The sequence below is a fragment of the Klebsiella sp. PCX genome (assembly GCF_021869705.1).
Taxonomy (GTDB): Bacteria; Pseudomonadota; Gammaproteobacteria; order Enterobacterales; family Enterobacteriaceae; genus Klebsiella; species Klebsiella quasipneumoniae.
The window spans coordinates 894,540-919,998 of record NZ_CP091527.1 but is presented as its reverse complement, the minus strand read 5'-3'; the positions used below and the strand labels follow the sequence as shown (position 1 = coordinate 919,998).

Genomic DNA, 25,459 nt, shown 5'->3' with positions numbered 1-25,459 from the left:
AGAAAACTATGCAACGGCAACGCGGCTTCACGTTACTGGAAATTATGGTGGTGATCGTCATTCTCGGCATCCTCGCCAGCCTGGTGGTACCCAACCTGATGGGCAACAAGGAGAAAGCGGACCGCCAGAAGGTGGTCAGCGATCTGGTGGCGCTTGAGGGGGCGCTGGACATGTATAAGCTGGACAACAGCCGCTACCCGAATACCGAACAGGGTCTGCAGGCGCTGGTGACCGCCCCGGCCGTCGAGCCGCATGCCCGCAACTACCCGGAAGGCGGCTATATCCGCCGCCTGCCGCAGGACCCATGGGGAAATGAGTATCAGCTGTTAAGCCCCGGTCAGCATGGCGCCATCGACGTCTTCAGCGTCGGCCCGGACGGGATGCCCGACACCAATGACGACATCGGCAACTGGACCCTCGGGAAGAAATAGTGTCTCAGCGCGGTTTCACCCTCCTGGAAATGATGCTGGTCCTGCTGCTGATCGGCGTCAGCGCCAGCATGGTGCTGCTGGCGTTTCCCTCCGCCCGCACCCAGGAGGCCACGCAGATCCTGGCGCGCTTTCAGGCGCAGCTGGATTTTGTCCGCGAGCGCGGGCAGCAAACCGGCCAGCTCTTCGGGATCGTTATCCACCCTGACCGCTGGCAGTTTATGCGCCTGCAGCCTGCCGACGAAGGCGCCCCGGCGGCGGCTGACGACCGCTGGGGCAACGCGCAGTGGCTGCCGCTGCAGGCCGGGCGCGCCACCACGGCGGAAACCCTCCCGCGGGCCAGGCTGACGCTGCGCTTTCCCAACGGCCAGGCGTGGACGCCGGGCGAGCAGCCCGACGTGATCATCTTTCCCGGCGGCGAAGTCACCCCGTTTCAGCTGCGGATTGACGCCGCGACGGGCATCAACATCGACGCCCAGGGCGACAGTCAGCCGCTGGCGGCGCGGGAGCAGCCATGAAACGCGAGAGCGGAATGACGCTTATCGAAGTGATGGTCGCGCTGGTGATTTTCGCCCTCGCCGGCCTGGCGGTGATGCAATCCACCCTGCAGCAGACGCGGCAGCTCGGGCGTATGGAAGAGAAAGTCCTCGCCAGCTGGCTGGCGGATAATCAGCTGGTGCAGCTGCGGCTGGAGAAACGCTGGCCTGCCCTCAGCTGGTCTGAAACCACCGTGGAGGCCGCCGGGACGCGCTGGTTCGTCCGCTGGCAGGGGGTGGAAACCGCGCTGCCGCAGCTGCGGGCGCTGGACGTGGAGGTCCGGCGGCAAAAAAGCGATCCCGCGCCGCTGGCGACTCTGCGCACCTGGGTGACGCCGCCATGATAACGAAAATGCGCGGTTTCACCCTGATTGAAACGCTGCTGGCGCTGGCTATCCTCGCCGTCCTCAGCGCCGCCGCCGTGATGGTGCTGCAGAACGTCATCCGCGCCGATGGCCTCACCCGCGAGAAGAGCCAGCAGATCGCCGCCCTCCAGCGCGCTTTTCGCCAGATAGCCGACGATGTCACGCACATCATTCCCCGTCGCGCCAGAAACAGCGACACGCTTTTCTTTGCCGGACGTTTTCAGTTGCAGAGCGATGACTGGGGGCTGGCCTTCAGCCGCAGCGGCTGGCCGAATCCGCTGGGGATCCTCCCGCGCTCGGAGATCCAGAACGTCAGCTACCGCCTGCGCCAGCAGCAGCTTGAACGGCTGAGCTTCGATCAGCAGGATCCGCTGACCGGCAGCCAGCCGACGGTCCGGGTGCTGCTGCGCGAGGTGACGGCGTTTCGCCTGCGGTTTTATGCCGACGGGCGCTGGCAGGAGACCTGGGACCGCCCTCAGACGCTGCCGCAGGGGCTAGAGATCACCCTGATCCTGGCGAACAGCGGGGAGATAACCCGCCTGTTTTTACTTACCCCGGGGGGCGGCCAGTGAAAAATCGGCAACGCGGCGTCGCGCTCCTGATGGTGCTGTTCATCCTCGCCCTGATGATGATCCTCGCCAGCGCCATGACCGAACGCACCTCGGTCATTTATCAACACACCGCCGTGACCCTCGATAATCTGCAGGCCAGATGGTACGCCCTGGCGGCGGAAAACATGGCCGCCGCGCTGCTGCAACGCGACGCGCTGGACTCGCCCAGTCAAACGAACCTGGCGCAAACCTGGGCGCAGGAGGGACGCCGCTTTACCCTCGACGATGGCGAAATCCTCGCCACGATCCGCGACGGGCACGCCTGCTTTAACCTCAATGCCATCAACCATCGCGCGGATGAGACCAGCGGCGAAACGCCCTACCCGACCGACGTCTTCGTCCGGCTGCTGGCGCTGCTCGGTGAATCACCGCTGCGCGCCAGCCAGATCGCCGCCGCCCTCGGCGACTGGACGGACAGCGACGGCCAGCCACGACTGAACGGGGCGGAGGACGAGGTTTATATGGCGCAAACCCCGGGCTATCTCGCCGCCAACCAGCCGATGCAGGACGTCAGCGAGCTGCGCCTGCTGGCCGGTATGGACGCCGCGCTCTATCAGCGCCTGCTCCCCTTCGTCTGCGTCCAGCCGGATGACGCGCTGCAGGTCAATGTAAACACCCTGCGGCCCTCCCAGGCCGCCCTGCTGGTGGCCCTCTTTCCCGGCGATCTGACGCTGCAGGAGGCGCAACAGCTGTTGCACAACCGCCCGCGAACCGGATGGAGCAGCGTCGCCGCGTTTCTCGCGCAGCCTACGCTGCAGAAAACCGATACCACGCTCGCCCGCCCCTGGCTGACGGTGCGCAGCACACGCTTTATCGCCGCCTTCACCGTGGTGACCGGCAACCTTCGCTTTCAGCTGCACAGCGTCCTGCAACAGGAAGGGCGCGCCTTTACCGTCGTCCAGCGGCGATACGGACTTTCTATGGTGGTTGATGAATAAGTTTAACGCTTCCCCCCAGGCCATGCTGATCGTGCGCTTCGCCCCCGGGCAGGCGCCGCTGCACTGGCAACTCTTCGCCCCCGGCGATCCGCATCACGAAGCCCGCGGCCGGTGGCCGGCTGACGACGCCAGCCCTTTCCCGGCGCTGGCGGCGCATTATCCAGCCTGGGTGCTGATCCCGGCCAGCGACTGCGCGTTTCACCCCCTCAGCCTGCCGGCGGGCCTGCGTAAACCGCCGCTGCAGGTGGCCCCGTTCCTGTTGGAAGAGCAGCTGGCCGACGATGTGGAAGCCACCCATTTTGCCCTGCTCCACCGCCAGCAGGCCCAGTGCGAGATCGTCGCCGTGCAGCGGCAAAAAATGCGCGACTGGCTGGCGCGCTGCGAGTCGCTCTCCCTACGCCCCCTGGCGTTGACGCCCGATGTGCTGGCCCTGCCCTGGCAACCGCCGGCGTGGAGCGCGGTGCAGGTGGACGAGCAGTGGCTGATCCGCCACCAGCCATGGAGCGGCATGGCGGCGGAAAGCTCCTGGCTGGCGGAGCTGCTGCAGGGCGAGGCGGAAGAGCACGTCATCGACAGCTATTCGCCGCCGCCCGCGGCGCCGGGAGCGTGGCGCGCGCAGCCTGCGCAGACGCTGCTCTCCCTCGCCGCAAATCATCCGGCGGCGCAGAAGCTCAGCCTGCTGCAGGGAGAGTTTGCCATCCGCCGTCGGCAGCCTGCGCAGGGGAGCTGGCGTCCGGCGCGGTATGCCGCGCTGGCCCTGGCGCTGCTGGCGGCGGTGAACAGCGTACTGGATCATCGCGATCTGGCGCGCCAGGCCGAGGCGGCCCAGCAGGCCAGCCGGGCCTACTATCATCGCTGGTTTCCTACGGAGAAAAAGGTGATTAACCCGCGACTGCAGATGCAGCAGCATCTGCAAACCCTCGCCCGTCAGGCGCAGCATGCCCCCCTCGTCGACCGCCTCAGCGCGTTGCAGAACATCATCAGCGAAACGCCGGGGATCCGCCTGCGGGCGCTGAGCTGGGATGCCGCGGCCAACCGTCTGCAGCTGGATATCGCCGCGGCCTCTTCCCGGGCGCTGGAGCAGTTCACCCAGCGGGCGCAGCCGCGGTTTCGCGTCCGGCCAGGCGACATGAGCACGAAACCGGATGGCATTGAAGGACAACTGACGCTGGAGGAAAACGATGGCTAATCTGTTTATCTGGTGGCGGCAGCGCACGCCGTCGGAGCAGCGCCTGCTGCTCGGACTCGCGGGGCTGCTGGTGGTGTGCGCCCTCTGGTACGGGCTGTGGCAGCCCTGGCGAGCCCGCGAGGCGCAGTGGCGGCAAACCCTGGTGAAAGAACAGGCCAGCCTGCGCTGGATGACGCAGCAGGGTCCGCGCCTGCAGCAGCTCAGCCAGCAGCCCGCGCTGGCGGCAAAAGAGGCGCTCACCGCGCTGGTGATGCGCGAGGCGGCGAGCCACGGGCTGGAAGTCGTTCTTCTGCAGCCGCAGGGAAAACGTCTTCAGGTCACCCTTCAGCCCTGCGCCTTTCAGGCGCTGATGGACTGGCTGGACGCCCCGGCGATGCGCGGCGTCAACGCGGTCTCGCTATCCGTAACCGCACAGCCGTCGCGGCCGGGCTGGGTCACGGTCAACCATCTGCTGCTGGAGCGCGACGATGAAAGCTAACGGGTTCGCGGTTGGGCTACTGCTGGCGCTCTATCTGCTGTGGTTGACCGCCACCGCCCCGGCGCGCCTGTTAGTCCCGATGCTGCCGCCCGAGGTACAGGTGGCCAACCTCAGCGGCAGTATCTGGCGCGGCGCGGCGCAGTCAGTCTCCTGGCGCGGCGAACGACTTGAGCGGCTGACGTGGTCGCTTACCCCGGCTGGCTGGCAGATCGCGCTCAGCGATCCCCGCGGCGTGGAGGGTCAGGCCCGGCTGTGGGGGATCCGCGATCTGCGCCTGCAGGAGGGACGGCTCACCGCCCCCGCCAGCCTGCTCGGTCGCTGGCTAACGCCGACCATGCCCGTCAGCGCCGAAGGAGAGGTCACTTTCAGCCTGGCCGAAGCGCACTTCAGCGAGGGGCGCTGTCAGCAAATCACCGCCGGACGCGCGCAGTGGCGTCAGGCCAGGCTGCACTCTCCGGTCGGTAGCCTGGAGTTAGCCCAGGTCAGTGGCACCTTAAGCTGTACGGCGACCGGCGCCGTGGCGCTGGCCATCCGCCAGGATTCTCATCAGCTGAGCCTCAGCGGCCAGGGAACCCTGTCGCCCGATGGCCGCTATCTGTTTCACGGTACGCTACAGCCCAGACAGGGGATACCGCCCCTGCTGGCGCTGCTGGTCACCCGCCCGATGGCCAAAAACGACCCGGGCCCGACGCCGTGGCAGCTGCAGGGAAAATGGTGATTAAAGGAGCAAAAATGACGACATTAGCCGCATTATCGCTGCATTTCCCTCTAATCTGGTATGGCTTTCTGCTGCTGTTCGGCCTGGCGCTGGGCAGCTTTTACAACGTGGTGATCTACCGTCTGCCGCGCATGCTGGCCCAGACCGCGGACGACGAGCCGCTAACCCTCAGCACGCCGGGCTCATCCTGTCCGCAGTGTCGCCAGCCGATCGCCTGGCGGGACAATATCCCGCTGCTCAGCTTCCTCTGGCTAGACCGTCGCGCCCGCTGCTGTCAGGCGCGCATCTCGTGGAGCTATCCGCTGACCGAGCTGACCACCGGCCTGCTGTTTATCCTCGCGGGGGCGCTGCTCGCACCGGGACTGGCGCTGGCGGGCGGCCTGGTGCTGCTCTCCTTTCTGCTGATACTGGCGCGGATTGATGCCCGGACCCAGCTGCTGCCCGATCGCCTGACCCTGCCCCTGCTGTGGGCCGGACTGCTGTTTAATCTTAACGAGGTGTACATTGCGCTGCCGGACGCGGTCGCCGGGGCGATGGCTGGTTATCTGGCGCTGTGGTCGGTCTATTGGCTGTTCCGCCTGCTGACCGGCAAAGAGGCTCTGGGCTATGGCGATTTTAAGCTGCTGGCGGCGCTGGGCGCCTGGTGCGGCTGGCAGGTTCTGCCGCAGGTGCTTTTGGTCGCCTCGGCCAGCGGGCTGACGTGGACCCTGCTGCAGCGCCTGTGGACCCGGCAGTCGCTGCAGCAGCCGCTGGCCTTCGGCCCCTGGCTGGCGCTGGCGGGAGGGGGCGTTTTTCTCTGGCAGCAGATGGTCTAGCGTGAGTGGTTCGACTGGCCGGGCAGAATGCCGCCCGGCGCCTGGGGCTACGAATATTTTTTGCTGCGCCGGGTCGGGGCGGCGTTGGCCGGATCGTCCGGCCAGACGTGTTTCGGATAGCGTCCCTTCATCTCTTTCTGTACCTCACGGTAGCTCCCCTGCCAGAAGGCGCTGAGATCGCGCGTGATCTGCAGCGGACGCTGAGCGGGCGACAGCAGCTCCAGCACCAGTGGCACTCGCCCCTCGGCGATAACCGGCGTCGTGGCCTCGCCGAACATCTCCTGCATACGCACCGCCAGCGCCGGCGGGTTCTCCGCATGGTAACGGATCGCCAGACGGCTGCCGGTCGGCACGGTATAGTGCGTCGGCAGCTCGCGATCCAGCTTCTGGCGCAGCGGCCACGGCAGCCAGTCCTGGAGCGCCTGCCGCAGATCCAGCGCCTTCAGCGCCCGCAGCGAGTGAACGCCGTTCATCTGCGGCAGCAGCCATGCCTCCAGCGAGGCCAGCAGCGAAGCGTCATCCACCGCGGGCCACGCCTCTTCCGGCAGCCATTGCGCCGCACACTGCAGCCGCAGCCGCAGCTGCTCGGCCTCTGGCGTCCAGTTGAGCACACCGAGGCCTTTCTCACGAATCCCGTTGAGCATCGCCTGATGCAGCTCCGCCTCAGAGGGCTTCGCCAGCGGCTGGGTCTTAATCACCAGCTGGCCCGTCACCGTCCGCCGCCAGGCTTTCAGCGTCCCCTGCGCTTCATCCCACTCCACCGTGTCGGAACGCTGCGCCAGCTCGGGACGGGCGGCGATCAGCTCGCCGATATCCACCGGCAGAGCCAGCAGCATGCGGGCATCCGGTGAGGCGCTGCCCTGCAGCAGCAGCGGAGCGATCAGCCACTCATGGCGGCCCAGCGCGTCGTCGGCGTCCAGCATCGCGCCCATACCGTTCGCCAGCTGATAGCGTCCCTCCTGACCGCGGCGGCGGGCGATGCGGTCGGCGAAGGCCGACGCCAGGAGCGCAGCCATTCGTCCCGCATCGGGCTGGCCGCTGCGGCAGGCCAGACGCTTCATCAGCTGCTGCGCGCGCTGCTGCCAGTTGGCCTGCTGACGGGAAAAGACGGCGCCCAAATCCGCCAGCCCGCCGCGCGGCGGCTCCTCAAGGATCGCCGCCAGCCTGGCCGCCGTCGCCACTTCGTCATCGGTCTGCGCAGCGGCCAGCATCGCCGCCAGCCGGGGCTCGTTGCCGAGGGTCGCCATTTTGCGGCCAAACGCCGACAGCCGCTCGCCGTCCAGCGCCGAGAGCGCCTCCAGCAGGCGGCGCGCGGCAGCCAGGTTCACCGCCGGCGGCTGATCCAGCCAGGCCAGCGAGGCCGGATCGTGGCAACCCCACTGCAGCAGCTCCAGCAACAGCGCCGACAGATCGCTGTGCAGGATCTCCGGTTCGCTCTGCGCCGCCGCTCGTTCGGCCTGTTCTTTGCCGAGCAAATGCAGGCAGATCCCCGGGGAGAGACGACCGGCGCGTCCGGCGCGCTGGGTCATCGATGCCTGGCTGATGCGCTGCGTCACCAGCCGGGTCAGGCCGGTGCGCGGGTCAAAGCGGGCAACACGCTCCTGGGCGGTGTCGACCACCAGGCGGATGCCCTCGATGGTTAAACTGGTCTCAGCAATGTTGGTGGCCAGCACCACTTTGCGCTTCCCGGCCGGCGCCGGGAGGATCGCTTTGCGCTGCTCGCTTAGGGGCAAAGCGCCATACAGCGGGCAGAGGATGACATCCTCCGCCACGCGCTCCGTCAGCTGTTCCTGAACGCGCTGGATCTCGCCGACGCCGGGCAGAAACAACAGCATCGACCCCTGTTCATGCCGCAGGAGCTCCGCCGCCGCTACCGCCACCGCCTCATCAAAACGCTGGTGCGCGGAGAGCGGGCTGAAGCGACGCTCCACCGGATAAGCGCGCCCCTCCGAGACCACCACCGGCGCCTCCGGCAGCAGACGCTGCAGGCGCTCGTTATCGAGGGTCGCCGACATAATCAGCAGCTTGAGATCGTCACGTAACCCCTGCTGGACATCAAGCAGCAGGGCCAGCGCCAGATCCGCCTGCAGGCTGCGCTCGTGAAACTCATCGAGGATCACCAGCCCCACGCCCGTCAGCTCGGGATCGCGCTGGATCATGCGCGTCAGGATCCCCTCCGTGACCACCTCCAGGCGGGTCTGTGGCCCGACGCAGGTTTCGGCACGCATGCGGTAACCCACGGTCTCCCCTGGCTTTTCGCCGAGCAGTTCAGCCAGCCGCTGCGCGACATTGCGCGCCGCCAGACGCCTAGGCTCCAGCAGGATAATGCGTCCCGCGATGTTACCCTCAGCGAGGATCTGCAGCGGCAGCCAGGTCGACTTCCCGGCGCCGGTCGGCGCGTTGAGCAAAACCTGCGGCGCATGCTGCAGGGCGGATAACAGTTCTGGGAGGACGGCGGCAACCGGCAATGAGGACACAAAAGGCTCCGGGGGTTAACATTCAGGGGCTCGCATTGTAGCATCCCCCTAATTCATTACCGAGTCTCTATCATGTCTGAGCCGAAAAGGCTGTTTTTTGCGATTGAACTGCCGCCTGCCGTCCGCAAACAGATTGTCCAGTGGCGGGCAACGCACTTCCCTGAGGATGCCGGCAGGCCCGTCGCGGCGGATAACCTTCATCTGACGCTGGCGTTTCTCGGCGAGGTGAGCGCGGAAAAACAGCGGGCGCTGTCTGCCCTCGCCGGCCGCCTCCAGCAGCCGGGCTTTACCCTGACGCTGGACGATGCCGGACAGTGGCTGCGTTCGCGGGTGGTCTGGCTCGGGACCCGTCAGCCACCGCGCGGCCTGCTGCAGCTTGCCAGTATGCTGCGCGCTCAGGCGGCGCGCAGCGGCTGCTATCAGAGTCCGCAGCCGTTTCATCCGCACATTACCCTGTGGCGCGATGCCCGTCAGGCGGTGCCGATCCCGCCGCCCGGCTTTCGCTGGACGTTTCCGGTGAACGAGTTCGTGCTCTATGAATCCAGCTTTAGCCGCGGGCGCACGCGCTACACGGCGCTGGAACATTATCCGTTTGATAAGGAAAATTGATGCAGTTTGATCCGCCGTTGCAACCCGCCATTTTGCTTAAACGTTACAAACGTTTTCTTGCCGACGTGGTGACCCCCGATGGCCGCGAATTGACGCTCCACTGCCCAAATACCGGTGCCATGACCGGCTGCGCCGTCCCGGGCGACACCGTCTGGTATTCCACTTCTGACAATGCGAAGCGCAAATATGCCCATACCTGGGAATTAACTGAAACGCAGCAGGGCGCCGTTATTTGCGTCAACACGCTGCGCGCGAATACGCTGGCGAAAGAAGCAATTTCCGCCGGAATAATCCCTGAACTTTCAGGCTATAACCAGCTGAAAAGCGAAGTGAAATATGGCGCTGAGAATAGCCGTATCGATATTATGTTACAGGCAGATGATCGCCAAAACTGCTATATTGAAGTGAAATCGGTTACGTTGGCGGAGAAAGAATACGGTTATTTTCCTGATGCGGTGACTATGCGCGGACAGAAGCACCTGCGGGAGCTGATGGCCGTCGCGGCAAATGGCGACCGCGCGGTGATTTTATTTGCCGTCCTGCATTCGGCAATTGACCGTTTCTCTCCCGCGCATCATATTGATGCCAGATACGCACAGCTGTTAACAGAAGCCCGCGACAAGGGGGTGGAAATTCTCGCCTGGAAAGCGGAACTTTCTACGACGAGGATGACTCTGAATAAGCCGATCGCCGTGGTGTTAAACCCCGGTAAATAAGTGGCTAAATAGTGTTCGGGTCGCAAGCGCGAATACGCTTTTCTTCACAGGGTTGTCAAGTGTAACGTTTAGATAATTGCTATCCGGAAAAGCATCTGCTATTTATAGCGGCCTGATTTTCCCCCACATGGGGATCGATAGTGCGTGTTAAGGAGAAGCAACATGCAAGAAGGGCAAAACCGTAAAACATCGTCCCTGAGTATTCTCGCCATCGCTGGGGTGGAGCCGTACCAAGAGAAACCGGGCGAAGAGTATATGAACGAAGCCCAGCTGGCGCACTTCAAGCGTATTCTTGAAGCATGGCGTAATCAACTCAGGGATGAAGTGGATCGCACCGTATCGCACATGCAGGATGAAGCTGCTAACTTCCCGGACCCGGTAGACCGTGCCGCCCAGGAAGAAGAGTTCAGCCTGGAGCTGCGTAACCGCGACCGCGAACGTAAACTGATCAAAAAGATCGAGAAAACGCTGAAAAAAGTTGAAGACGAAGACTTCGGCTACTGCGAATCCTGCGGCGTGGAGATCGGCATTCGCCGTCTGGAAGCGCGTCCGACAGCGGATCTGTGCATTGACTGCAAAACCCTGGCGGAAATTCGCGAAAAACAGATGGCGGGCTAATCCCCTGCTGCCTCACTCTCTGGCGGGAGTCTCTCCCGCCTGGTTCTGTTGTCCGTACCATGACTGACTCACGCTATATAGGGCGCTTTGCTCCCTCCCCCTCCGGCGAACTCCACTTCGGCTCTCTGATCGCCGCGCTCGGCAGCTACCTGCAGGCCCGCGCGAACCAGGGTATCTGGCGCGTTCGTATTGAAGATATCGACCCGCCGCGCGAAGTCACCGGGGCCGCCGACACCATCCTGCGCCAGCTCGACCACTATGGTCTGCACTGGGACGGCGAGGTGCTCTGGCAGTCGCAACGGCACGAAGCCTACCGCGAGGCGCTGGCCTGGCTGAGCGAGCAAGGGCTGAGCTACTACTGCACCTGCACCCGCGCGCGTATCCACGCCGTAGGCGGGATCTATGATGGTCACTGCCGCGACCTTGGGCTGGGGGCGGAAAACGCCGCGCTGCGTCTGCGCCAGACCCGTCCGGTTCTGCAGTTCACCGACCGCCTGCGCGGCACGCTGGTCGCCAACGAGCCGCTGGCGCGAGAAGATTTTATTATCCACCGTCGCGATGGACTGTTTGCCTACAACCTGGCGGTGGTGGTCGATGACCACTTTCAGGGGATCACCGAGATCGTCCGCGGCGCCGATCTGATTGAGCCGACGGTGCGGCAGATTTCGCTGTATCAGCATTTTGGCTGGCAGGCGCCGGACTACCTCCATCTGCCGCTGGCCCTCAATGCCGACGGCAATAAGCTCTCTAAACAAAACCACGCGCCGGCGCTGCCGGAAGGCGATCCGCGCCCCGAAATCGTCCGGGCGCTCCGCTTTCTGAATCAGGAGATCGCCGGGGAGTGGCAGGCCCTGAGCATCAATGATTTACTCGCCCAGGCCGTCGCCAACTGGCAGCCGGCGAAAATCGAGCATTCTCAAATGGCTCCCGCTGAGCTATGATTAGCCGCTATTTTTACACTGTACAGTTGATCTGAAGTCCGTCTGACACTACGAGGTGCACCATTTTTACCCGAGTCGCTAATTTTTGCCGTAAGGTGCTAAGCCGTGAGGAGCGCGAGGCAGAAGCCGCCGTCGAACCAACGCCTATGACGGTGATCCCGCGTGAGCAGCATGCTATTTCCCGCAAAGATATCAGTGAAAACGCCCTCAAGGTCATGTACCGCCTCAACAAGGCGGGCTACGAGTCCTGGCTGGTCGGCGGCGGCGTCCGCGACCTGCTGCTTGGCAAAAAGCCAAAAGATTTTGACGTCACGACCAACGCCACGCCGGATCAGGTGCGTAAGCTGTTCCGCAACTGCCGTCTGGTCGGGCGCCGTTTCCGCCTCGCGCACGTCATGTTCGGGCCGGAAATTATTGAGGTCGCTACCTTCCGTGGCCATCACGAAGGACACACTACCGATCGCGTCACCTCCCAGCGGGGCCAGAACGGCATGCTGCTGCGTGATAATATCTTCGGCTCGATCGAAGAGGACGCCCAGCGTCGCGACTTCACCATCAACAGCCTCTATTACAGCGTGGCGGACTTTACCGTTCGCGACTACGTCGGCGGCATGAAGGATCTGCAGGACGGCGTGATCCGCCTGATCGGCAATCCGGAAACCCGCTATCGCGAGGATCCGGTACGCATGCTGCGCGCGGTGCGCTTCGCCGCCAAGCTGGATATGACCATCAGTCCGGAAACGGCCGAACCGCTGCCGCGGCTGGCCGCCCTGCTCCACGACGTGCCGCCGGCGCGCCTGTTCGAAGAAGTGCTCAAGCTGCTGCAGGCCGGGCATGGCTATCAGACCTACCTGCTGCTGCGGGAATACAACCTGTTCCAGCCGCTGTTCCCGACCATCACCCGCTACTTTACCGAGCGCGGCGATAGCCCGATGGAGCGGATCATCAACCAGGTGCTGAAGAACACCGATACCCGCATTCGTAACGACATGCGCGTCAATCCGGCCTTCCTGTTCGCAGTGATGTTCTGGTATCCGCTGCTGGAGACGGCGCAGAAAATCGCCCAGGAGAGCGGTCTGGCGTACTATGACGCCTTCGCCCTGGCGATGAACGACGTACTGGACGAAGCCTGCCGTACGCTGGCGATCCCTAAGCGCATCACCACCCTGATCCGCGATATCTGGCAGCTGCAGCTGCGCATGTCCCGTCGCCAGGGCAAACGCGCCTGGAAGCTGATGGAGCATCCGAAATTCCGCGCCGCCTACGATCTGCTGGAGCTACGCGCTGGCGCTGAAAACAACGGCGAACTGCAGCGTCTGACCAAATGGTGGGGCGAATTTCAGGTCGCCGCGCCGCCGGCGCAAAAAGATATGCTCAACGACCTCGGGGACGATCCGGCGCCGCGCCGTCGCCACCGCCGTCCGCGCAAGCGCGCGCCACGCCAGGGTAACGCATGACCCTGGCCTATATCGCCCTCGGCAGTAACCTCGCTTCGCCACTGGCGCAGGTGCAGGCGGCTATCCACGCCCTGGGCGAAATTCCGCACAGCCGCGTGGTGAACGTCTCTTCGTTCTACCGCACGCCGCCGCTGGGCCCGCAGGATCAGCCAGACTATCTCAACGCCGCCGTCGCGCTGGAAACCACGCTGTCCCCTGAGGCGCTGCTCGATCACACCCAGCGCATTGAGCTGCAGCAGGGTCGGGTGCGCAAAGCCGAACGCTGGGGGCCGCGCACCCTCGATCTCGACATTATGCTGTTTGGCGATGCGCTCATTAACAGCGAGCGCCTGACCGTTCCGCACTACGATATGAGAAACCGCGGCTTTATGCTCTGGCCGCTGTTCGAGATCGCCCCGGACCTCCACTTTCCTGACGGCATGGCGCTGCGCGCCGTGCTGGATGATCTCGGCGCGGCAAAGCCCGCTATCTGGTAATTCCCTCTCCTTTTTTAGCATTTGCGGCGATCGTCGTAATCGGTTGCCCAAAATCATTGCCCCTCTGAATGCTGCTGTTAGAATGCCGGTTAATATGACTTTCATCATCAGGAAATGTTATGAAACCGACCACCATTGCCCTGCTGCAGAAATGCAAACAGGAAAAGAAGCGCTTTGCCACCATTACCGCCTACGACCATAGCTTCGCGAAGCTGTTCGCCGATGAAGGCATTAATGTGCTGCTGGTGGGCGACTCGCTGGGAATGACGGTGCAGGGTCACGACTCCACCCTGCCGGTCACCGTAGAAGATATCGCCTATCACACCCGCGCCGTCCGCCGCGGCGCGCCGAACAGCCTGCTGCTCGCCGACCTGCCGTTTATGGCCTACGCCACGCCGGAGCAGGCCTTCGAAAATGCCGCCGTCGTGATGCGCGCTGGCGCCAATATGGTCAAACTCGAAGGCGGCGCCTGGCTGGCCGAGACCGTGAAGATGCTGGCGGAACGCGCGGTGCCGGTTTGCGGCCATCTCGGCCTGACGCCGCAGTCGGTGAACGTCTTCGGTGGCTATAAAGTGCAGGGACGCGGCGATGCGGCGCAGACCCTGTTTGAAGACGCGTTAGCGCTGGAAGCGGCAGGCGCGCAACTGCTGGTGCTGGAGTGCGTCCCGGTCGCCCTGGCGAAACGCATAACCGAAGCCCTGACCATTCCGGTGATCGGCATCGGCGCGGGCAACGTCACCGATGGGCAGATCCTGGTGATGCATGACGCTTTCGGCATTACCGGCGGCCACATTCCGAAATTTGCCAAGAATTTCCTTGCCGAGGCGGGCGACATCCGCGCCGCGGTGCGGCAGTATATTGCCGAAGTTGAATCCGGGGTCTATCCGGGCGAAGAACACAGTTTCCATTAAGGAGTCTTGTTGTGCTGATTATAGAATCCGTGCTGCTGCTGCGTCAGCATATCCGCCGTCTGCGTCAGGAAGGCAAGCGTATCGCGCTGGTCCCGACGATGGGCAACCTGCATGATGGTCATATGAAGCTGGTTGATGAAGCCAAAGCCAGCGCGGACGTGGTGGTGGTCAGTATTTTCGTCAATCCGATGCAGTTTGACCGCGCCGATGACCTGGCGCGCTACCCGCGCACCCTACAGGATGATTGTGAAAAGCTGAACAAGCGTCATGTCGATTTTGTCTTCGCGCCGACGCCGGCGGAAGTCTACCCGCAGGGCACCGAAGGCCAGACCTACGTCGACGTCCCCGGCCTGTCCACCATGCTGGAAGGCGCCAGCCGCCCGGGCCATTTCCGCGGCGTATCGACCATCGTCAGTAAGCTGTTTAACCTGGTTCAGCCTGACGTCGCCTGCTTTGGCGAGAAAGACTTCCAGCAGCTGGCGCTGATCCGCAAGATGGTTGCCGACATGGGCTACGATATCGATATTATCGGCGTGCCGATCGTCCGCGCGAAGGATGGCCTGGCGCTAAGCTCGCGTAACGGCTACCTGACCGCCGACCAGCGCAAAATCGCTCCCGGCCTGTATAAAGTGCTGAGCGCGGCGGCGGAAAAACTGGCCGCCGGCGACCGTCAGCTCGACGAGATCATCGCTATCGCCGAACAGGAGCTGAACGAGAAAGGTTTCCGCGCCGACGACATTCAGATCCGCGATGCCGACACCCTGCTTGAACTGACCGACGCCAGCCAGCGCGCGGTGATCCTGATGGCCGCCTGGCTCGGTCAGGCCCGCCTGATCGACAACCAGATCGTCACGCTCGGTCAGTAGACAGCGGGTAAAAATCGGGCAATACTTGCCCGGGCTTTTCTCAGGGCGGACGTCGTGTCCGCTCTGCTACATTAAGGTTGAAGGGTAGAAGTTATGATGCGTAATATGCTGCAGGGCAAGCTCCACCGCGTAAAAGTGACGCAGGCTGACCTGCACTATGAAGGTTCCTGCGCCATTGACCAGGACTTCCTGGATGCGGCCGGTATTCTGGAGAATGAAACCATTCACCTCTGGAACGTCACCAACGGCAACCGTTTCTCCACCTACGCCATTGCCGCCGAGCGGGGCTCCAGAATCATCTCCGTTAACGGCGCCGCCGCGCACTGCGCCAGCGTCGGCGATATCCTGATCATCGCCAGCTTCGTCACCATGTCTGACGAAGAGGCGCGCCGCTGGCAGCCCAACATCGCCTACTTCGAAGGCGACAACGAAATGAAGCGCCAGGCAAAAGCGATTCCGGTGCAGGTCGCCTGATGACCACGGCGCCGCACTCAGGCGCAGCGCCGAAGTTTACCCCTGCGGCTGGTTACTGATCAGCCGCGACATCGTCTCCAACGAATCCGTGCGTAAGATATATAACCGCTTTAGCAGAAACGGATTGTCCCCCGGCTTCACCTTCCCACGCACCGTCGTCACCGCCATATGAAACCCGGCGTCATTCGCCGCCTGCACCGCCGTGGCGTTATACCCGCCGAAGGGATAGGAAAGGTAGAGCACATGTGGATTAAACTGGCTCAGCGCCCGGCGCGAGCGGGCAAAATCAAACAGAATATTATGGTAGTTGCGGCTGAATAAGATCGGCCGCCGGCTGGCGTCCACCCGGTGGAGAAAGTGGGTATGCGACTGAATGTCAAAGACGTCCTGGATCTGCCGGAGCTCAGAAATGCTCATGAACTGCAGCGATTTCGGATCCCATTGCTGCGGATGACGCTTAATACGCGATGAAATAATAAAGGCGGTGGCGTGGAAGCCATACTGTTTCAGCACCGGATAGGCGTAGCGATTTACCGATTTCAAGCCGTCATCGAAGGTGATGGCGACTGCCCGGGCCGGAAGGTTGATTTTATTGCGCACGTAGCCTTCCAGCTGATAGAGGGTCAGCGTGGTATAACCCTGATCCCGCAGCCAGGTCATCTGGTTATTAAAGGCGCGTACCGAGGTGGTGGTCGAGGTATGGCGGAAACGGGTGTTCTCTTCGTCACGCAGAATATGGTGATAGGTCAGCACGGGGATCCCGTTATCCTCCTGCGCATCCAGACTGCTGACCCACGCCAGCCGGTCGCCAATGCGGATCTGAAACCAGGTCTGATTGAGCCGGTCCTTCAGCTTGCTGAGGATCGGATAGCGCAGATTATTGGCCAGCGTGCCGAACGGCGCGCTGCTCACAGAGGGAGCGTCATAGAGCGGCGTATCTTTCCAGGTGAGTAAATTCTGGTTACTCAGCGGCTTATTGAGATCCCCAAGACGGTCCTCCACCCGCTGCTTACCCTGCACTGGCTCCAGATGGCCCTTGTCAATAAACCCGGTGCCGAAGCCGAAGCGAAACTCATAGTAATCAGCCGCCGTCGGGACAACCGCGAGGATTTGCCCGGCACGCACATTGCCGACGCTGACCACATGGTTCCCCACCTGCGCCCAGATAACCGCGTCTTCGGTGGTTTGCATATAGCGCACAGGCTCGCCCTGCTGGCTAAGCAGACTGGCGGAGGCGCTGAGTGAGGTCAGTAAAAGAAGCAGAGTAAAAAATCGGGCAAGCATGCGCATCGAACCGGTAAACCATCAACGGCGGTTATTGTAACAAAAGCGGCATCTGTCCCGCTGCTTAATTTCCAAAGGAATCATGACGCAACCGGAACGGGGGGTTCTTCTGCTGCTGATGCCACAGGCTGCTCACCATCGGACCGCCCGCGCTGACGATAGCCTGGCGAAACGCCTCGCTGCTTAACGTATTCCGCAGCAGATACATTCGCTCAAGTAATGAATAGCTGACGCCGGAGATCACTTCGCAGTGGGTATGTTTGTGGCTCATCAGCGCCGCGGCCCGATAAGGCGCCGCGCCGGTTCTGTCGGTAAGGAAAATGACCCCGTCCCCGGAGTCGGTGGCATGCAGCGCATCGCACATCATCCGGCTCAACATATTGCTGCTGAGATTGCGCCAGTAATTGACCGCCCGGCACTGGGCCAGTGGACCAAATTTTTGTTCAAGACGATCCAGCATCTCCTGCGCCAGCTCATCGTGGCAGGTAATGACCCAACCAAGCATGCTTCCCTCCTTAGCCAGCCAACAATGTAGCAAGGGGAAGATGGCGTATCGGTGATGGCGGTCAAAGATAAGCGGTTAGCGCTTCGCGTATTGGCGTCCGGAAGCGCTAAACCGTGATGAGTATCAGCTACGCAGGCCGCGGCCGCGCTGGATTAACGACCAGCAGAGGAGATAGAAGGCGACGATGAAGACCACCAGCACCGCAAAGGTGGTCACCAGCGGCACATCGTTGATACCGAGGAAGCCGAAGCGGAAACCGCTGATCATGTAGACGATGGGGTTCAGATGCGACAGCCCCTGCCAGAACGGCGGCAGCAGGGTCAGCGAGTAGAACACCCCGCCGAGATAGGTCAGCGGCGTCAGCACAAAGGTCGGGATCAGGCTGATGTCATCGAAGGTCTTGGCAAACACCGCGTTCAGCAGCCCGGCCAGCGAGAACAGCACCGCAGTGAGGAGCAGCGTCAGGGCAACAAACAGCCAGGAGTGAACCTGGAACGGCACAAAGAACAGCGACACCGCGGTCACCAGGATGCCCACGCACAGCCCGCGCGCCACCCCGCCGCCCACGTAGCCGGCGATAATCACGTGCGTCGGCACCGGCGCCACCAGCAGCTCCTCAATGTTGCGCTGAAACTTGGCGCTGAAGAACGACGAGGCGACGTTGGCGTAAGCGTTGGTGATCACCGCCATCATGATCAGGCCCGGCACGATAAACTGCATATAGGTAAAGCCATGCATCTCGCCGATGCGCGAGCCGATCAGGTTGCCGAAAATCACGAAGTACAGGGTCATGGTGATCACCGGCGGCACCAGCGTCTGCACCCAGATGCGCATAAAACGATGGATCTCTTTGGTCCAGATGCTTTTCAGCGCGACCCAATAAAGCTGCATCATGCTGACTCTCCTTTTCGCTCATGCACCAGGGTGACAAACAGCTCTTCCAGACGGTTGGCTTTGTTACGCATACTCAGTACCTGCACCCCCTGGGCGCTCAGCTGCGCAAAGACGCTGTTAATCCCCTGCTCGCGCAGGACCTCCACTTCCAGCGTCGAGGTATCGACCAGCTGATACTGGTAGCCCTCGAGCTTCGGCACCGGGCTTTTTGGCGCGAGGTCGAGAATAAAGGTCTCTGACTTCAGCTTCGACAGCAGCGCTTTCATCGAGGTGTTTTCCACCAGCGTACCGTGCTGGATGATGCCGATGTTGCGGCACAGCATTTCGGCCTCTTCGAGATAGTGGGTGGTCAGAATAATGGTGGTTCCGCGATCGTTGAGATCCTTGAGGAAGCCCCACATCGAGCGGCGGAGTTCGATATCGACGCCGGCGGTCGGCTCGTCGAGGATCAGCAGCTTCGGCTCATGCATCAACGCGCGAGCGATCATCAGGCGGCGCTTCATCCCGCCGGAGAGCATCCGCGCGCGTTCGCTGCGTTTTTCCCACAGATCGAGCTGTTTTAAGTACTTTTCGCTGCGGGCGATGGCTTCTTTACGCTCAACGCCGTAGTAGCCCGCCTGGTTAACGACGATCTGCTGCACGGTCTCGAACGGGTTAAAATTAAACTCCTGCGGCACCAGGCCAAGCTGGCGCTTGGCGTTGACGACATCTTTCTCCAGATCGTAGCCAAAGACATTGACCTGACCGGAGGTTTTGTTCACCAGCGAGCTGATGATGCCGATCGTCGTGGATTTTCCCGCCCCGTTCGGGCCCAGCAGGGCATAGAAATCCCCCGCTTCAACCTGCAGGTCGATTCCCCGCAGTGCCTGAACCCCGCCGGGGTAGGTTTTTTTGAGCTGTTTTAATTCCAGAGCAATGGTCATTAAATATCTCTTCTCGTGTCATGACACGTCATTAACCCGCCTGACTGACGTTTGCGCTGTACTGTCGCGGCCAGCGCATCTGCAGCCTGAAGTATCACGGGTTAAGATGGTTTTAAAAAAGGTGAGCTTACCCTATATTAGCGCAACGCACTTACTTGGTTACAGGCCGATAACGTCCATGAATGATATAGATACACTCATCAGCAACAATGCACTATGGTCAAAAATGCTGGTGGAAGAGGACCCCGGCTTTTTTGAGAAACTGTCGCAAACGCAGAAACCGCGCTTCCTGTGGATTGGCTGTTCTGACAGCCGCGTTCCCGCTGAGCGACTCACCGGCCTGGAGCCAGGCGAACTGTTTGTGCATCGTAACGTGGCGAATCTGGTGATCCACACCGACCTCAATTGCCTGTCGGTGGTGCAGTATGCCGTCGATGTCCTTGAAGTTGAGCACATCATTATCTGCGGCCACTACGGCTGCGGCGGCGTGCAGGCGGCGGTGGAGAACCCAGAGCTGGGGCTCATCGACAACTGGCTGCTGCATATCCGCGATATCTGGTTTAAACACAGCTCGCTGCTGGGGGAAATGCCGGAGGAGCGCCGTCTGGATACCCTTTGTGAACTGAACGTGATGGAGCAGGTATACAACCTGGGACATTCGACGATTATGCAATCGGCGTGGAAGCGCGGACAGAAAGTCACCATCCACGGCTGGGCATACGGTATTCACGACGGACTGCTGCGCGATCTGGATGTCACCGCCGTGAGCCGGGAAACCCTCGAACAGCGCTATCGCCACGGGATCTCCAACCTCAAGATCAAGCACATCAACCACAAATAGCCTTCAGACTTAGCCACTCAGGCGCGAGCGGCGCGCGCCTGAGTGGAATATCCCCTTACTCGTCCAGCAGGGTGACTTTGCCGATATACGGCAGATGGCGGTAGCGCTGAGCGTAGTCGATACCGTAGCCCACCACGAACTCGTCCGGAATGGCGAAACCGACGAACTCAACCGGGACATTCACTTCACGGCGGCTTGGTTTATCCAGCAGCGTACAAATGGCCAGCGACTTCGGCTCGCGCAGACTGAGGATCTCACGCACTTTAGACAGGGTATTGCCGGAGTCGATGATGTCTTCCACGATCAGTACGTCTTTACCACGGATGTCTTCGTCCAGATCTTTGAGGATTTTCACATCACGGGTGGTGGACATGCCGCTGCCGTAGCTCGAGGCGGTCATAAAATCGACTTCATGCGGCACCTGCACTTCACGGCACAGGTCGGCCATGAACATAAAAGAGCCGCGCAGCAGCCCCACCAGCACCATTTCGCTGCCGCTGTCCTGATAATGTTCGTTGATTTGACGACCCAGTTCCGCGATGCGCGCTTTGATCTCGGATTCCGGGATCATCACTTCTACAGTATGTTTCATAAGACTAACCATTTGATTCTAAATATAAATCATCAAAGCCGCTGCTTTCGCCCCGACGATGACCGGCAAGCCATCCAGTATACCAGCAAAAAGAAATCTGCGGTGCAGGGATTAATAAAGCCATATTTGTGATTCCGATCACACTTGTTAAATCCTATAATTAATTGCAGTTAAAAAATTAACAAACACATGAGTAACTTTCTATGGCTGAAACAAAGTCTCAACAATCAAGGCTCCTGGTGACGCTGACTGCGCTATTTGCAGCGTTCTGCGGCCTGTATCTTTTAATCGGCGGAGCATGGCTGGTCGTGCTTGGCGGCTCCTGGTACTATCCCATCGCCGGTCTGGTGATGCTGGGCGTGACCGTGATGCTGCTGCGCGGCAAGCGCGCTGCGCTGTGGCTGTACGCCGCACTGCTGCTGGCGACCATGATCTGGGGCGTCTGGGAAGTCGGCTTCGACTTCTGGGCGCTGACGCCGCGTAGCGACATCCTCGTCTTCTTTGGTATCTGGCTGATCCTGCCTTTTGTCTGGCGTCGTCTGCCGGTGCCTTCCGCTGGCGCCGTAGGCGCGCTGGTCGTCGCCCTGCTGATCAGCGGCGGCATGCTGACCTGGGCTGGTTTTAACGACCCGCAGGAGATCAACGGCACCCTGAGCGCCGACGCCACCCCGGCCGCGCCGATCTCCAACGTTGCCGACGGCGACTGGCCGGCCTATGGCCGCAACCAGGAAGGTCAGCGCTTCTCCCCGCTGAAGCAGATTAACGCCGACAACGTGAAGAACCTGAAGGAAGCCTGGGTGTTCCGCACCGGCGACCTGAAACAGCCGAACGATCCGGGTGAAATCACTAACGAAGTGACACCGATTAAAGTCGGCGACACGCTCTTCCTGTGTACCGCCCATCAGCGCCTGTTCGCGCTTGACGCCGCCACCGGTAAAGAGAAATGGCATTTTGACCCGCAGCTGAACGCCGACCCGTCATTCCAGCACGTCACCTGCCGCGGTGTCTCGTATCACGAAGCGAAAGCGGATAACGCCCCTGCTGACGTCGTGGCCGACTGTCCGCGCCGCATTATCCTGCCGGTGAACGATGGTCGCCTGTTCGCAGTAAACGCCGACAACGGTAAGCTGTGCGAAACCTTTGCCAACAAAGGTATTCTCAACCTGCAGACCAACATGCCAGTGACCACGCCGGGCATGTATGAACCCACTTCCCCGCCGATTATCACCGATAAGACCATCGTGATTGCCGGCGCAGTCACCGATAACTTCTCTACCCGTGAGCCGTCAGGCGTGATCCGCGGTTTTGATGTGAATACCGGGAAACTGCTGTGGGCCTTCGATCCAGGCGCGAAAGATCCGAACGCCATCCCAAGCGATGAGCATCACTTCACGCTCAACTCACCGAACTCCTGGGCGCCTGCCGCCTACGACGCCAAACTGGATCTGGTCTATCTGCCGATGGGCGTGACCACTCCGGATATCTGGGGCGGCAACCGCACGCCGGAGCAAGAGCGCTATGCCAGCTCGATTGTCGCGCTGAACGCCACCACCGGTAAACTGGCCTGGAGCTACCAGACCGTCCACCACGACCTGTGGGATATGGACATGCCTTCTCAGCCGACGCTGGCTGACATTGAAGTCAATGGCAAAACCGTGCCGGTCATCTATGCTCCGGCGAAAACCGGCAACATCTTCGTGCTGGATCGTCGTAACGGCGAGCTGGTGGTCCCGGCCCCGGAAAAACCGGTCCCGCAGGGCGCCGCCAAAGGCGATTATGTGGCCAAAACCCAGCCCTTCTCCGATCTGAGCTTCCGTCCGAAGAAAGATCTGACCGGGGCGGACATGTGGGGCGCCACCATGTTCGACCAGCTGGTGTGCCGCGTGATTTTCCACCAGATGCGCTATGAAGGTATCTTTACCCCGCCGTCTGAGCAGGGCACCCTCGTCTTCCCGGGTAACCTGGGGATGTTTGAATGGGGTGGTATCTCCGTCGATCCGAACCGTCAGGTGGCTATCGCCAACCCAATGGCGCTGCCGTTCGTCTCTAAACTGATCCCACGCGGCCCGGGCAACCCAATGGAACCGCCGAAAGATGCGAAAGGCTCAGGCACCGAGTCCGGCGTGCAGCCGCAGTACGGAGTCCCTTACGGCGTCACCCTGAACCCGTTCCTGTCGCCGTTCGGCCTGCCGTGCAAACAGCCGGCATGGGGCTATATCTCCGCGCTGGATCTGAAAACCAACGAAGTGGTATGGAAAAAACGTATCGGTACTCCGCAGGATAGCCTGCCGTTCCCGATGCCGGTTAAACTGCCGTTCACCATGGGTATGCCGATGCTGGGTGGGCCGATCTCCACGGCGGGTAACGTCCTGTTCATCGGCGCGACCGCGGATAACTACCTGCGCGCGTACAATATGAGCAATGGTGAGAAACTGTGGGAAGCCCGTCTGCCAGCCGGCGGCCAGGCGACTCCGATGACTTACGAAGTGAATGGCAAACAGTATGTTGTCATCTCTGCCGGCGGTCACGGCTCGTTTGGTACAAAAATGGGCGATTATATCGTCGCCTATGCGCTCCCGGATGAGGCGAAATAAAACGCAAAACGGCAACGAAAGTTGCCGTTTTTTTTGTCTTTATCCCCTATTTCCAAGCGCCAGGGCTATACCGCCCTAAACCGTGAATCCCAACATCATCCCGGTGTCTTCATGTTCCAGCAGGTGGCAGTGGGCCATATAGGCAAACTCCTTCGGCGCCGGATGATCAAACTTCACTAATACTTCACTCACGTCCCCTTCCACACGAACGGTGTCTTTCCAGCCGCTACGATGCGCCGCTGGCGGCTTGCCGTTTTCGCTAAGGATGCGGAACTGGGTGCCGTGAATGTGGAACGGATGTAGCATCATGTCGCCCTTGCCGGAGATGACCCAGCGTTCATACTCTCCTCTGGCGGCGGCAAACATCGGCACATTCATGTCGAAGGCTTTGCCGTTGATGCGGTTGGCGTTATGGAAATCAAACCCCTTAGCCGACGACATACCATGATTCATGCCGGACCCGTGGTTCATGTTGCTCATGTCGCCGTGGTGCATACTCCCCATGTCGCCCATCCCGCCGTGCCCCATCATGCCGTGATCCATTCCGGCCATCGCCTGATCGCCATATTTCTCCATCAGCGCCTGCATGCCCATCCTGTCAAGCATCGGATCCATCGACAGCTGGAGCTGACGCTGCGTCAGCCCCGTCAGGGACGGTAGCGCCGGCAGAGCGGCCAGGGTATCCAGCAGCTTACCGGAGGCAGGAATAACCAGCGGCTGGACGCGCAGTACCGGCTGTGGTTTATCGAAAGGCGCAATGGCCATGCCCATCTGGCTCACCGGCAGGGTCACCAGATCAAAAGGTTTACCGTCGCTGGTGTCCACCAGCACCTCAAAACGCTCCCCCATCAAGACCGGCAGTTCATTGACCTTCACCGGCTCCGCCAGCAGACCGCCGTCGCTGGCCACCACGTACAGCGGGCGCTTATCACTGGTCGCAAAATTGAGGGAACGGGCATTACAGCCGTTCAGCAAGCGCAGACGTAGCCAGCCGCGCGGGGCGGCATGTTCAGGATAGAGAGCGCCATTGGTCAACAGCGTATCGCCAAACCAGCCGACGGCGGCGCTCATGACATCCAGCTGATAATCAATTTCGCCAGCGGCGGTAAACTTCTTGTCCTGTACGATAACCGGTACATCATCGATTCCCCACTGCTTCGGCAACAGCAGGCGTCCGCTCTCTTCATCCTCGATCAGCACCAGCCCCGCCAGCCCCATCGCCACCTGCCGACCGGTGGTCCCGTGCTGATGGGGGTGAAACCAGCAGGTGGCCGCCCGTTGCGTTGGCGTGAAGCTCACCGTCCGAGTGGAGCCCGGGGCGATAACCCCCTGCGGTCCCCCGTCGACCTCGCCCGGTACCTCCAGACCATGCCAGTGCAGCGTGGTCTCTTCTGCCAGCTGGTTAGTAATGTCCACCGTGATGGTCTTCCCCTGCGTCAGCTGCAGCGCGGGCCCCAGCAGCGAGCCGTTATACCCCCAGGTGGTGGCGTTCATCGCGCCAAACTGCGTTTTGCCCGCCTGGATGGACAGCGCGATACGGTTGCGCGCATCGGCCGTCAACAGCGACGGTACCGGCAGGGCCGGGCGACTGGCTGCAAAGACCGCACGGCTCCAAAGCGGTAACGCGCTGGCCATGCTGACCGCGGCGGTCAGTTTGAGGAAGTCTCGACGTTGCATATTCACATCCTTTTATTCTGCGGGCGAATATTTGAGCTTAAACCCTACCGTAACGGGAAGGTCAAGCAGAAGAGTGAGAATAAAGATCGGCGCTGTGTAAAGAAGTATGCTAATTTGAAGCGTCGGTGATCTAACGGTAGAAAAAATGAAGACGCTTTTCAGAACAATGGTACTCGGCAGCCTGCTTACTCTCTCCGCCAACAGCTACGCGCTCAGCGAATCCGAAGCGGAAGACATGGCTGATTTAACCGCGGTTTTTGTGTTTCTGAAAAATGACTGTGGCTACCAGAACCTGCCCAACACACAGATCCGGCGCGCTCTGGTGTTCTTTGCCCAACAGAACCAGTGGGACCTGAGCAACTACGACAGCTACAACATGAAAGCGCTTGGCGAAGACAGCTATCGCGATCTCAGCGGCATTAACCTTCCGACGGCGAAAAAATGTAAAGCGCTGGCCCGCGATTCACTTAGCCTGCTGGCTTACGTCAAATAATTTCCCGCGCGGGCGGCAACGCGCCGCGCTTTT

At 61.3% G+C, this 25,459-nt stretch carries 29 protein-coding genes; 21 read left to right on the top strand and 8 right to left on the bottom strand.

The genetic code is table 11. From position 1 onward, the window contains the following. Nucleotides 1-8 precede the first annotated feature (8 nt). From gspG to GQR96_RS04220, 9 genes are read left to right on the top strand one after another with little or no spacing between them, the layout of a single operon-like run. On the top strand, nucleotides 9-431 hold the full coding sequence (gene gspG / locus GQR96_RS04260) for a type II secretion system major pseudopilin GspG (protein WP_004204417.1): 423 nt from the start codon (nucleotides 9-11) through the stop codon (nucleotides 429-431). Further along, nucleotides 431-946, top strand: a complete 516-nt coding sequence (gspH, locus tag GQR96_RS04255) for a type II secretion system minor pseudopilin GspH (protein WP_004204416.1) — start codon at nucleotides 431-433, stop codon at nucleotides 944-946. The genes gspG and gspH overlap by 1 nt, the downstream gene beginning before the upstream one ends. Further along, nucleotides 943-1,308 (top strand): type II secretion system minor pseudopilin GspI, encoded by a 366-nt coding sequence (gspI, locus tag GQR96_RS04250; protein ID WP_069734362.1) that lies wholly within the window; start codon nucleotides 943-945, stop codon nucleotides 1,306-1,308. The genes gspH and gspI overlap by 4 nt, the downstream gene beginning before the upstream one ends. Beyond that, nucleotides 1,305-1,901: a type II secretion system minor pseudopilin GspJ gene (gene gspJ / locus GQR96_RS04245; RefSeq protein ID WP_065904245.1), complete on the top strand. Its 597-nt coding sequence runs from the start codon at nucleotides 1,305-1,307 to the stop codon at nucleotides 1,899-1,901. The genes gspI and gspJ overlap by 4 nt, the downstream gene beginning before the upstream one ends. Then, the gene (gspK, locus tag GQR96_RS04240; protein WP_175936600.1) at nucleotides 1,898-2,878 is read left to right on the top strand and encodes a type II secretion system minor pseudopilin GspK; all 981 of its coding nucleotides are present in this window, start codon (nucleotides 1,898-1,900) and stop codon (nucleotides 2,876-2,878) included. The genes gspJ and gspK overlap by 4 nt, the downstream gene beginning before the upstream one ends. Beyond that, nucleotides 2,871-4,067, top strand: coding sequence for a type II secretion system protein GspL (gene gspL, locus GQR96_RS04235; RefSeq protein WP_062914383.1), 1,197 nt, complete (start codon nucleotides 2,871-2,873; stop codon nucleotides 4,065-4,067). Before gspK ends, gspL begins: the two co-directional genes overlap by 8 nt. Further along, complete coding sequence (locus GQR96_RS04230) at nucleotides 4,060-4,545, top strand: type II secretion system protein M (protein WP_065904241.1); 486 nt, start codon at nucleotides 4,060-4,062, stop codon at nucleotides 4,543-4,545. The genes gspL and GQR96_RS04230 overlap by 8 nt, the downstream gene beginning before the upstream one ends. Further along, nucleotides 4,535-5,263 (top strand): type II secretion system protein N, encoded by a 729-nt coding sequence (locus tag GQR96_RS04225; protein WP_065904239.1) that lies wholly within the window; start codon nucleotides 4,535-4,537, stop codon nucleotides 5,261-5,263. The genes GQR96_RS04230 and GQR96_RS04225 overlap by 11 nt, the downstream gene beginning before the upstream one ends. A 14-nt stretch (nucleotides 5,264-5,277) precedes the next feature. Next, nucleotides 5,278-6,078 (top strand): prepilin peptidase, encoded by an 801-nt coding sequence (locus tag GQR96_RS04220; protein ID WP_065904237.1) that lies wholly within the window; start codon nucleotides 5,278-5,280, stop codon nucleotides 6,076-6,078. A gap of 47 nt (nucleotides 6,079-6,125) precedes the next feature. Here the strand turns inward: GQR96_RS04220 and hrpB are convergent, their stop codons facing one another. Next, the gene (hrpB, locus tag GQR96_RS04215) at nucleotides 6,126-8,555 is read right to left on the bottom strand and encodes an ATP-dependent helicase HrpB (RefSeq protein ID WP_065904235.1); all 2,430 of its coding nucleotides are present in this window, start codon (nucleotides 8,553-8,555) and stop codon (nucleotides 6,126-6,128) included. Between the two features lie 72 nt (nucleotides 8,556-8,627). On the opposite strand from hrpB, the gene thpR reads away from it, so the two are divergent. The 9 genes from thpR (at nucleotide 8,628) to panD (ending at nucleotide 15,623) form a co-directional block, all read left to right on the top strand. After that, the gene (thpR, locus tag GQR96_RS04210; protein ID WP_004204405.1) at nucleotides 8,628-9,164 is read left to right on the top strand and encodes an RNA 2',3'-cyclic phosphodiesterase; all 537 of its coding nucleotides are present in this window, start codon (nucleotides 8,628-8,630) and stop codon (nucleotides 9,162-9,164) included. Further along, nucleotides 9,164-9,880 carry a DNA/RNA nuclease SfsA gene (sfsA, locus tag GQR96_RS04205; protein WP_004204404.1) on the top strand — a complete coding sequence of 239 codons (717 nt, stop codon included), beginning with the start codon at nucleotides 9,164-9,166 and terminating at the stop codon, nucleotides 9,878-9,880. The genes thpR and sfsA overlap by 1 nt, the downstream gene beginning before the upstream one ends. A 162-nt stretch (nucleotides 9,881-10,042) precedes the next feature. Further along, a complete protein-coding gene (dksA, locus tag GQR96_RS04200) occupies nucleotides 10,043-10,498 on the top strand; it encodes an RNA polymerase-binding protein DksA (protein ID WP_002888845.1) in 456 nt (151 codons plus the stop codon). 59 nt (nucleotides 10,499-10,557) lie between these two features. Then, the gene (gene gluQRS, locus GQR96_RS04195; protein WP_049003548.1) at nucleotides 10,558-11,439 is read left to right on the top strand and encodes a tRNA glutamyl-Q(34) synthetase GluQRS; all 882 of its coding nucleotides are present in this window, start codon (nucleotides 10,558-10,560) and stop codon (nucleotides 11,437-11,439) included. 62 nt (nucleotides 11,440-11,501) lie between these two features. Further along, nucleotides 11,502-12,896, top strand: a complete 1,395-nt coding sequence (gene pcnB / locus GQR96_RS04190) for a polynucleotide adenylyltransferase PcnB (RefSeq protein WP_071592560.1) — start codon at nucleotides 11,502-11,504, stop codon at nucleotides 12,894-12,896. Next, entirely contained in the window at nucleotides 12,893-13,372 is a 480-nt protein-coding gene (gene folK / locus GQR96_RS04185) for a 2-amino-4-hydroxy-6-hydroxymethyldihydropteridine diphosphokinase (RefSeq protein ID WP_017901161.1), read from the top strand. Before pcnB ends, folK begins: the two co-directional genes overlap by 4 nt. 119 nt (nucleotides 13,373-13,491) lie before the next feature. After that, nucleotides 13,492-14,283, top strand: a complete 792-nt coding sequence (panB, locus tag GQR96_RS04180) for a 3-methyl-2-oxobutanoate hydroxymethyltransferase (RefSeq protein ID WP_004204400.1) — start codon at nucleotides 13,492-13,494, stop codon at nucleotides 14,281-14,283. Nucleotides 14,284-14,294: 11 nt separating this feature from the next. Then, nucleotides 14,295-15,149, top strand: a complete 855-nt coding sequence (gene panC / locus GQR96_RS04175; RefSeq protein WP_053810756.1) for a pantoate--beta-alanine ligase — start codon at nucleotides 14,295-14,297, stop codon at nucleotides 15,147-15,149. Between the two features lie 93 nt (nucleotides 15,150-15,242). After that, entirely contained in the window at nucleotides 15,243-15,623 is a 381-nt protein-coding gene (gene panD / locus GQR96_RS04170; protein ID WP_004204397.1) for an aspartate 1-decarboxylase, read from the top strand. 36 nt (nucleotides 15,624-15,659) lie between these two features. Here the strand turns inward: panD and GQR96_RS04165 are convergent, their stop codons facing one another. From GQR96_RS04165 to GQR96_RS04150, 4 genes are all read right to left on the bottom strand, one after another. After that, nucleotides 15,660-16,913 (bottom strand): polysaccharide deacetylase family protein, encoded by a 1,254-nt coding sequence (locus GQR96_RS04165; RefSeq protein ID WP_064178513.1) that lies wholly within the window; start codon nucleotides 16,911-16,913, stop codon nucleotides 15,660-15,662. A gap of 58 nt (nucleotides 16,914-16,971) precedes the next feature. After that, a complete protein-coding gene (locus GQR96_RS04160; RefSeq protein ID WP_064178514.1) occupies nucleotides 16,972-17,412 on the bottom strand; it encodes a PTS sugar transporter subunit IIA in 441 nt (146 codons plus the stop codon). A gap of 123 nt (nucleotides 17,413-17,535) precedes the next feature. Beyond that, nucleotides 17,536-18,306, bottom strand: coding sequence for an ABC transporter permease (locus GQR96_RS04155; protein ID WP_004204389.1), 771 nt, complete (start codon nucleotides 18,304-18,306; stop codon nucleotides 17,536-17,538). Then, entirely contained in the window at nucleotides 18,303-19,229 is a 927-nt protein-coding gene (locus GQR96_RS04150) for an ABC transporter ATP-binding protein (RefSeq protein ID WP_004204387.1), read from the bottom strand. The genes GQR96_RS04155 and GQR96_RS04150 overlap by 4 nt, the downstream gene beginning before the upstream one ends. A 178-nt stretch (nucleotides 19,230-19,407) precedes the next feature. Between GQR96_RS04150 and can the strand changes: the two genes are divergently transcribed. Beyond that, entirely contained in the window at nucleotides 19,408-20,070 is a 663-nt protein-coding gene (gene can, locus GQR96_RS04145; RefSeq protein ID WP_004204385.1) for a carbonate dehydratase, read from the top strand. A gap of 55 nt (nucleotides 20,071-20,125) precedes the next feature. On the opposite strand, the gene hpt is transcribed toward can, so the two are convergent. Beyond that, nucleotides 20,126-20,662, bottom strand: coding sequence for a hypoxanthine phosphoribosyltransferase (hpt, locus tag GQR96_RS04140; protein ID WP_004204384.1), 537 nt, complete (start codon nucleotides 20,660-20,662; stop codon nucleotides 20,126-20,128). 4 nt (nucleotides 20,663-20,666) lie between these two features. After that, entirely contained in the window at nucleotides 20,667-20,786 is a 120-nt protein-coding gene (locus tag GQR96_RS04135) for a hypothetical protein (protein ID WP_032426021.1), read from the bottom strand. Between the two features lie 79 nt (nucleotides 20,787-20,865). Between GQR96_RS04135 and GQR96_RS04130 the strand changes: the two genes are divergently transcribed. Beyond that, nucleotides 20,866-23,256, top strand: coding sequence for a glucose/quinate/shikimate family membrane-bound PQQ-dependent dehydrogenase (locus tag GQR96_RS04130; protein ID WP_023319745.1), 2,391 nt, complete (start codon nucleotides 20,866-20,868; stop codon nucleotides 23,254-23,256). Nucleotides 23,257-23,331: 75 nt separating this feature from the next. Here the strand turns inward: GQR96_RS04130 and cueO are convergent, their stop codons facing one another. Then, nucleotides 23,332-24,933 (bottom strand): multicopper oxidase CueO, encoded by a 1,602-nt coding sequence (gene cueO / locus GQR96_RS04125; RefSeq protein WP_069135385.1) that lies wholly within the window; start codon nucleotides 24,931-24,933, stop codon nucleotides 23,332-23,334. Between the two features lie 145 nt (nucleotides 24,934-25,078). On the opposite strand from cueO, the gene GQR96_RS04120 reads away from it, so the two are divergent. Further along, complete coding sequence (locus GQR96_RS04120) at nucleotides 25,079-25,426, top strand: YacC family pilotin-like protein (protein WP_004204381.1); 348 nt, start codon at nucleotides 25,079-25,081, stop codon at nucleotides 25,424-25,426. The last annotated feature ends 33 nt before the right edge of the window (nucleotides 25,427-25,459 follow it).

Coding starts and splice junctions, on each gene's coding strand:
- gspG (WP_004204417.1), top strand. CDS start 9: ATGCAACGGCAACGCGGCTTCACGTTACTGGAAATTATGGTGGTGATC.
- gspI (WP_069734362.1), top strand. CDS start 943: ATGAAACGCGAGAGCGGAATGACGCTTATCGAAGTGATGGTCGCGCTG.
- gspJ (WP_065904245.1), top strand. CDS start 1,305: ATGATAACGAAAATGCGCGGTTTCACCCTGATTGAAACGCTGCTGGCG.
- gspL (WP_062914383.1), top strand. CDS start 2,871: ATGAATAAGTTTAACGCTTCCCCCCAGGCCATGCTGATCGTGCGCTTC.
- GQR96_RS04230 (WP_065904241.1), top strand. CDS start 4,060: ATGGCTAATCTGTTTATCTGGTGGCGGCAGCGCACGCCGTCGGAGCAG.
- GQR96_RS04225 (WP_065904239.1), top strand. CDS start 4,535: ATGAAAGCTAACGGGTTCGCGGTTGGGCTACTGCTGGCGCTCTATCTG.
- GQR96_RS04220 (WP_065904237.1), top strand. CDS start 5,278: ATGACGACATTAGCCGCATTATCGCTGCATTTCCCTCTAATCTGGTAT.
- thpR (WP_004204405.1), top strand. CDS start 8,628: ATGTCTGAGCCGAAAAGGCTGTTTTTTGCGATTGAACTGCCGCCTGCC.
- sfsA (WP_004204404.1), top strand. CDS start 9,164: ATGCAGTTTGATCCGCCGTTGCAACCCGCCATTTTGCTTAAACGTTAC.
- dksA (WP_002888845.1), top strand. CDS start 10,043: ATGCAAGAAGGGCAAAACCGTAAAACATCGTCCCTGAGTATTCTCGCC.
- gluQRS (WP_049003548.1), top strand. CDS start 10,558: ATGACTGACTCACGCTATATAGGGCGCTTTGCTCCCTCCCCCTCCGGC.
- folK (WP_017901161.1), top strand. CDS start 12,893: ATGACCCTGGCCTATATCGCCCTCGGCAGTAACCTCGCTTCGCCACTG.
- panB (WP_004204400.1), top strand. CDS start 13,492: ATGAAACCGACCACCATTGCCCTGCTGCAGAAATGCAAACAGGAAAAG.
- panD (WP_004204397.1), top strand. CDS start 15,243: ATGATGCGTAATATGCTGCAGGGCAAGCTCCACCGCGTAAAAGTGACG.
- GQR96_RS04165 (WP_064178513.1), bottom strand. CDS start 16,913: ATGCGCATGCTTGCCCGATTTTTTACTCTGCTTCTTTTACTGACCTCA.
- GQR96_RS04160 (WP_064178514.1), bottom strand. CDS start 17,412: ATGCTTGGTTGGGTCATTACCTGCCACGATGAGCTGGCGCAGGAGATG.
- GQR96_RS04155 (WP_004204389.1), bottom strand. CDS start 18,306: ATGATGCAGCTTTATTGGGTCGCGCTGAAAAGCATCTGGACCAAAGAG.
- GQR96_RS04150 (WP_004204387.1), bottom strand. CDS start 19,229: ATGACCATTGCTCTGGAATTAAAACAGCTCAAAAAAACCTACCCCGGC.
- can (WP_004204385.1), top strand. CDS start 19,408: ATGAATGATATAGATACACTCATCAGCAACAATGCACTATGGTCAAAA.
- hpt (WP_004204384.1), bottom strand. CDS start 20,662: ATGAAACATACTGTAGAAGTGATGATCCCGGAATCCGAGATCAAAGCG.
- GQR96_RS04135 (WP_032426021.1), bottom strand. CDS start 20,786: ATGGCTTTATTAATCCCTGCACCGCAGATTTCTTTTTGCTGGTATACT.
- GQR96_RS04130 (WP_023319745.1), top strand. CDS start 20,866: ATGGCTGAAACAAAGTCTCAACAATCAAGGCTCCTGGTGACGCTGACT.
- cueO (WP_069135385.1), bottom strand. CDS start 24,933: ATGCAACGTCGAGACTTCCTCAAACTGACCGCCGCGGTCAGCATGGCC.
- GQR96_RS04120 (WP_004204381.1), top strand. CDS start 25,079: ATGAAGACGCTTTTCAGAACAATGGTACTCGGCAGCCTGCTTACTCTC.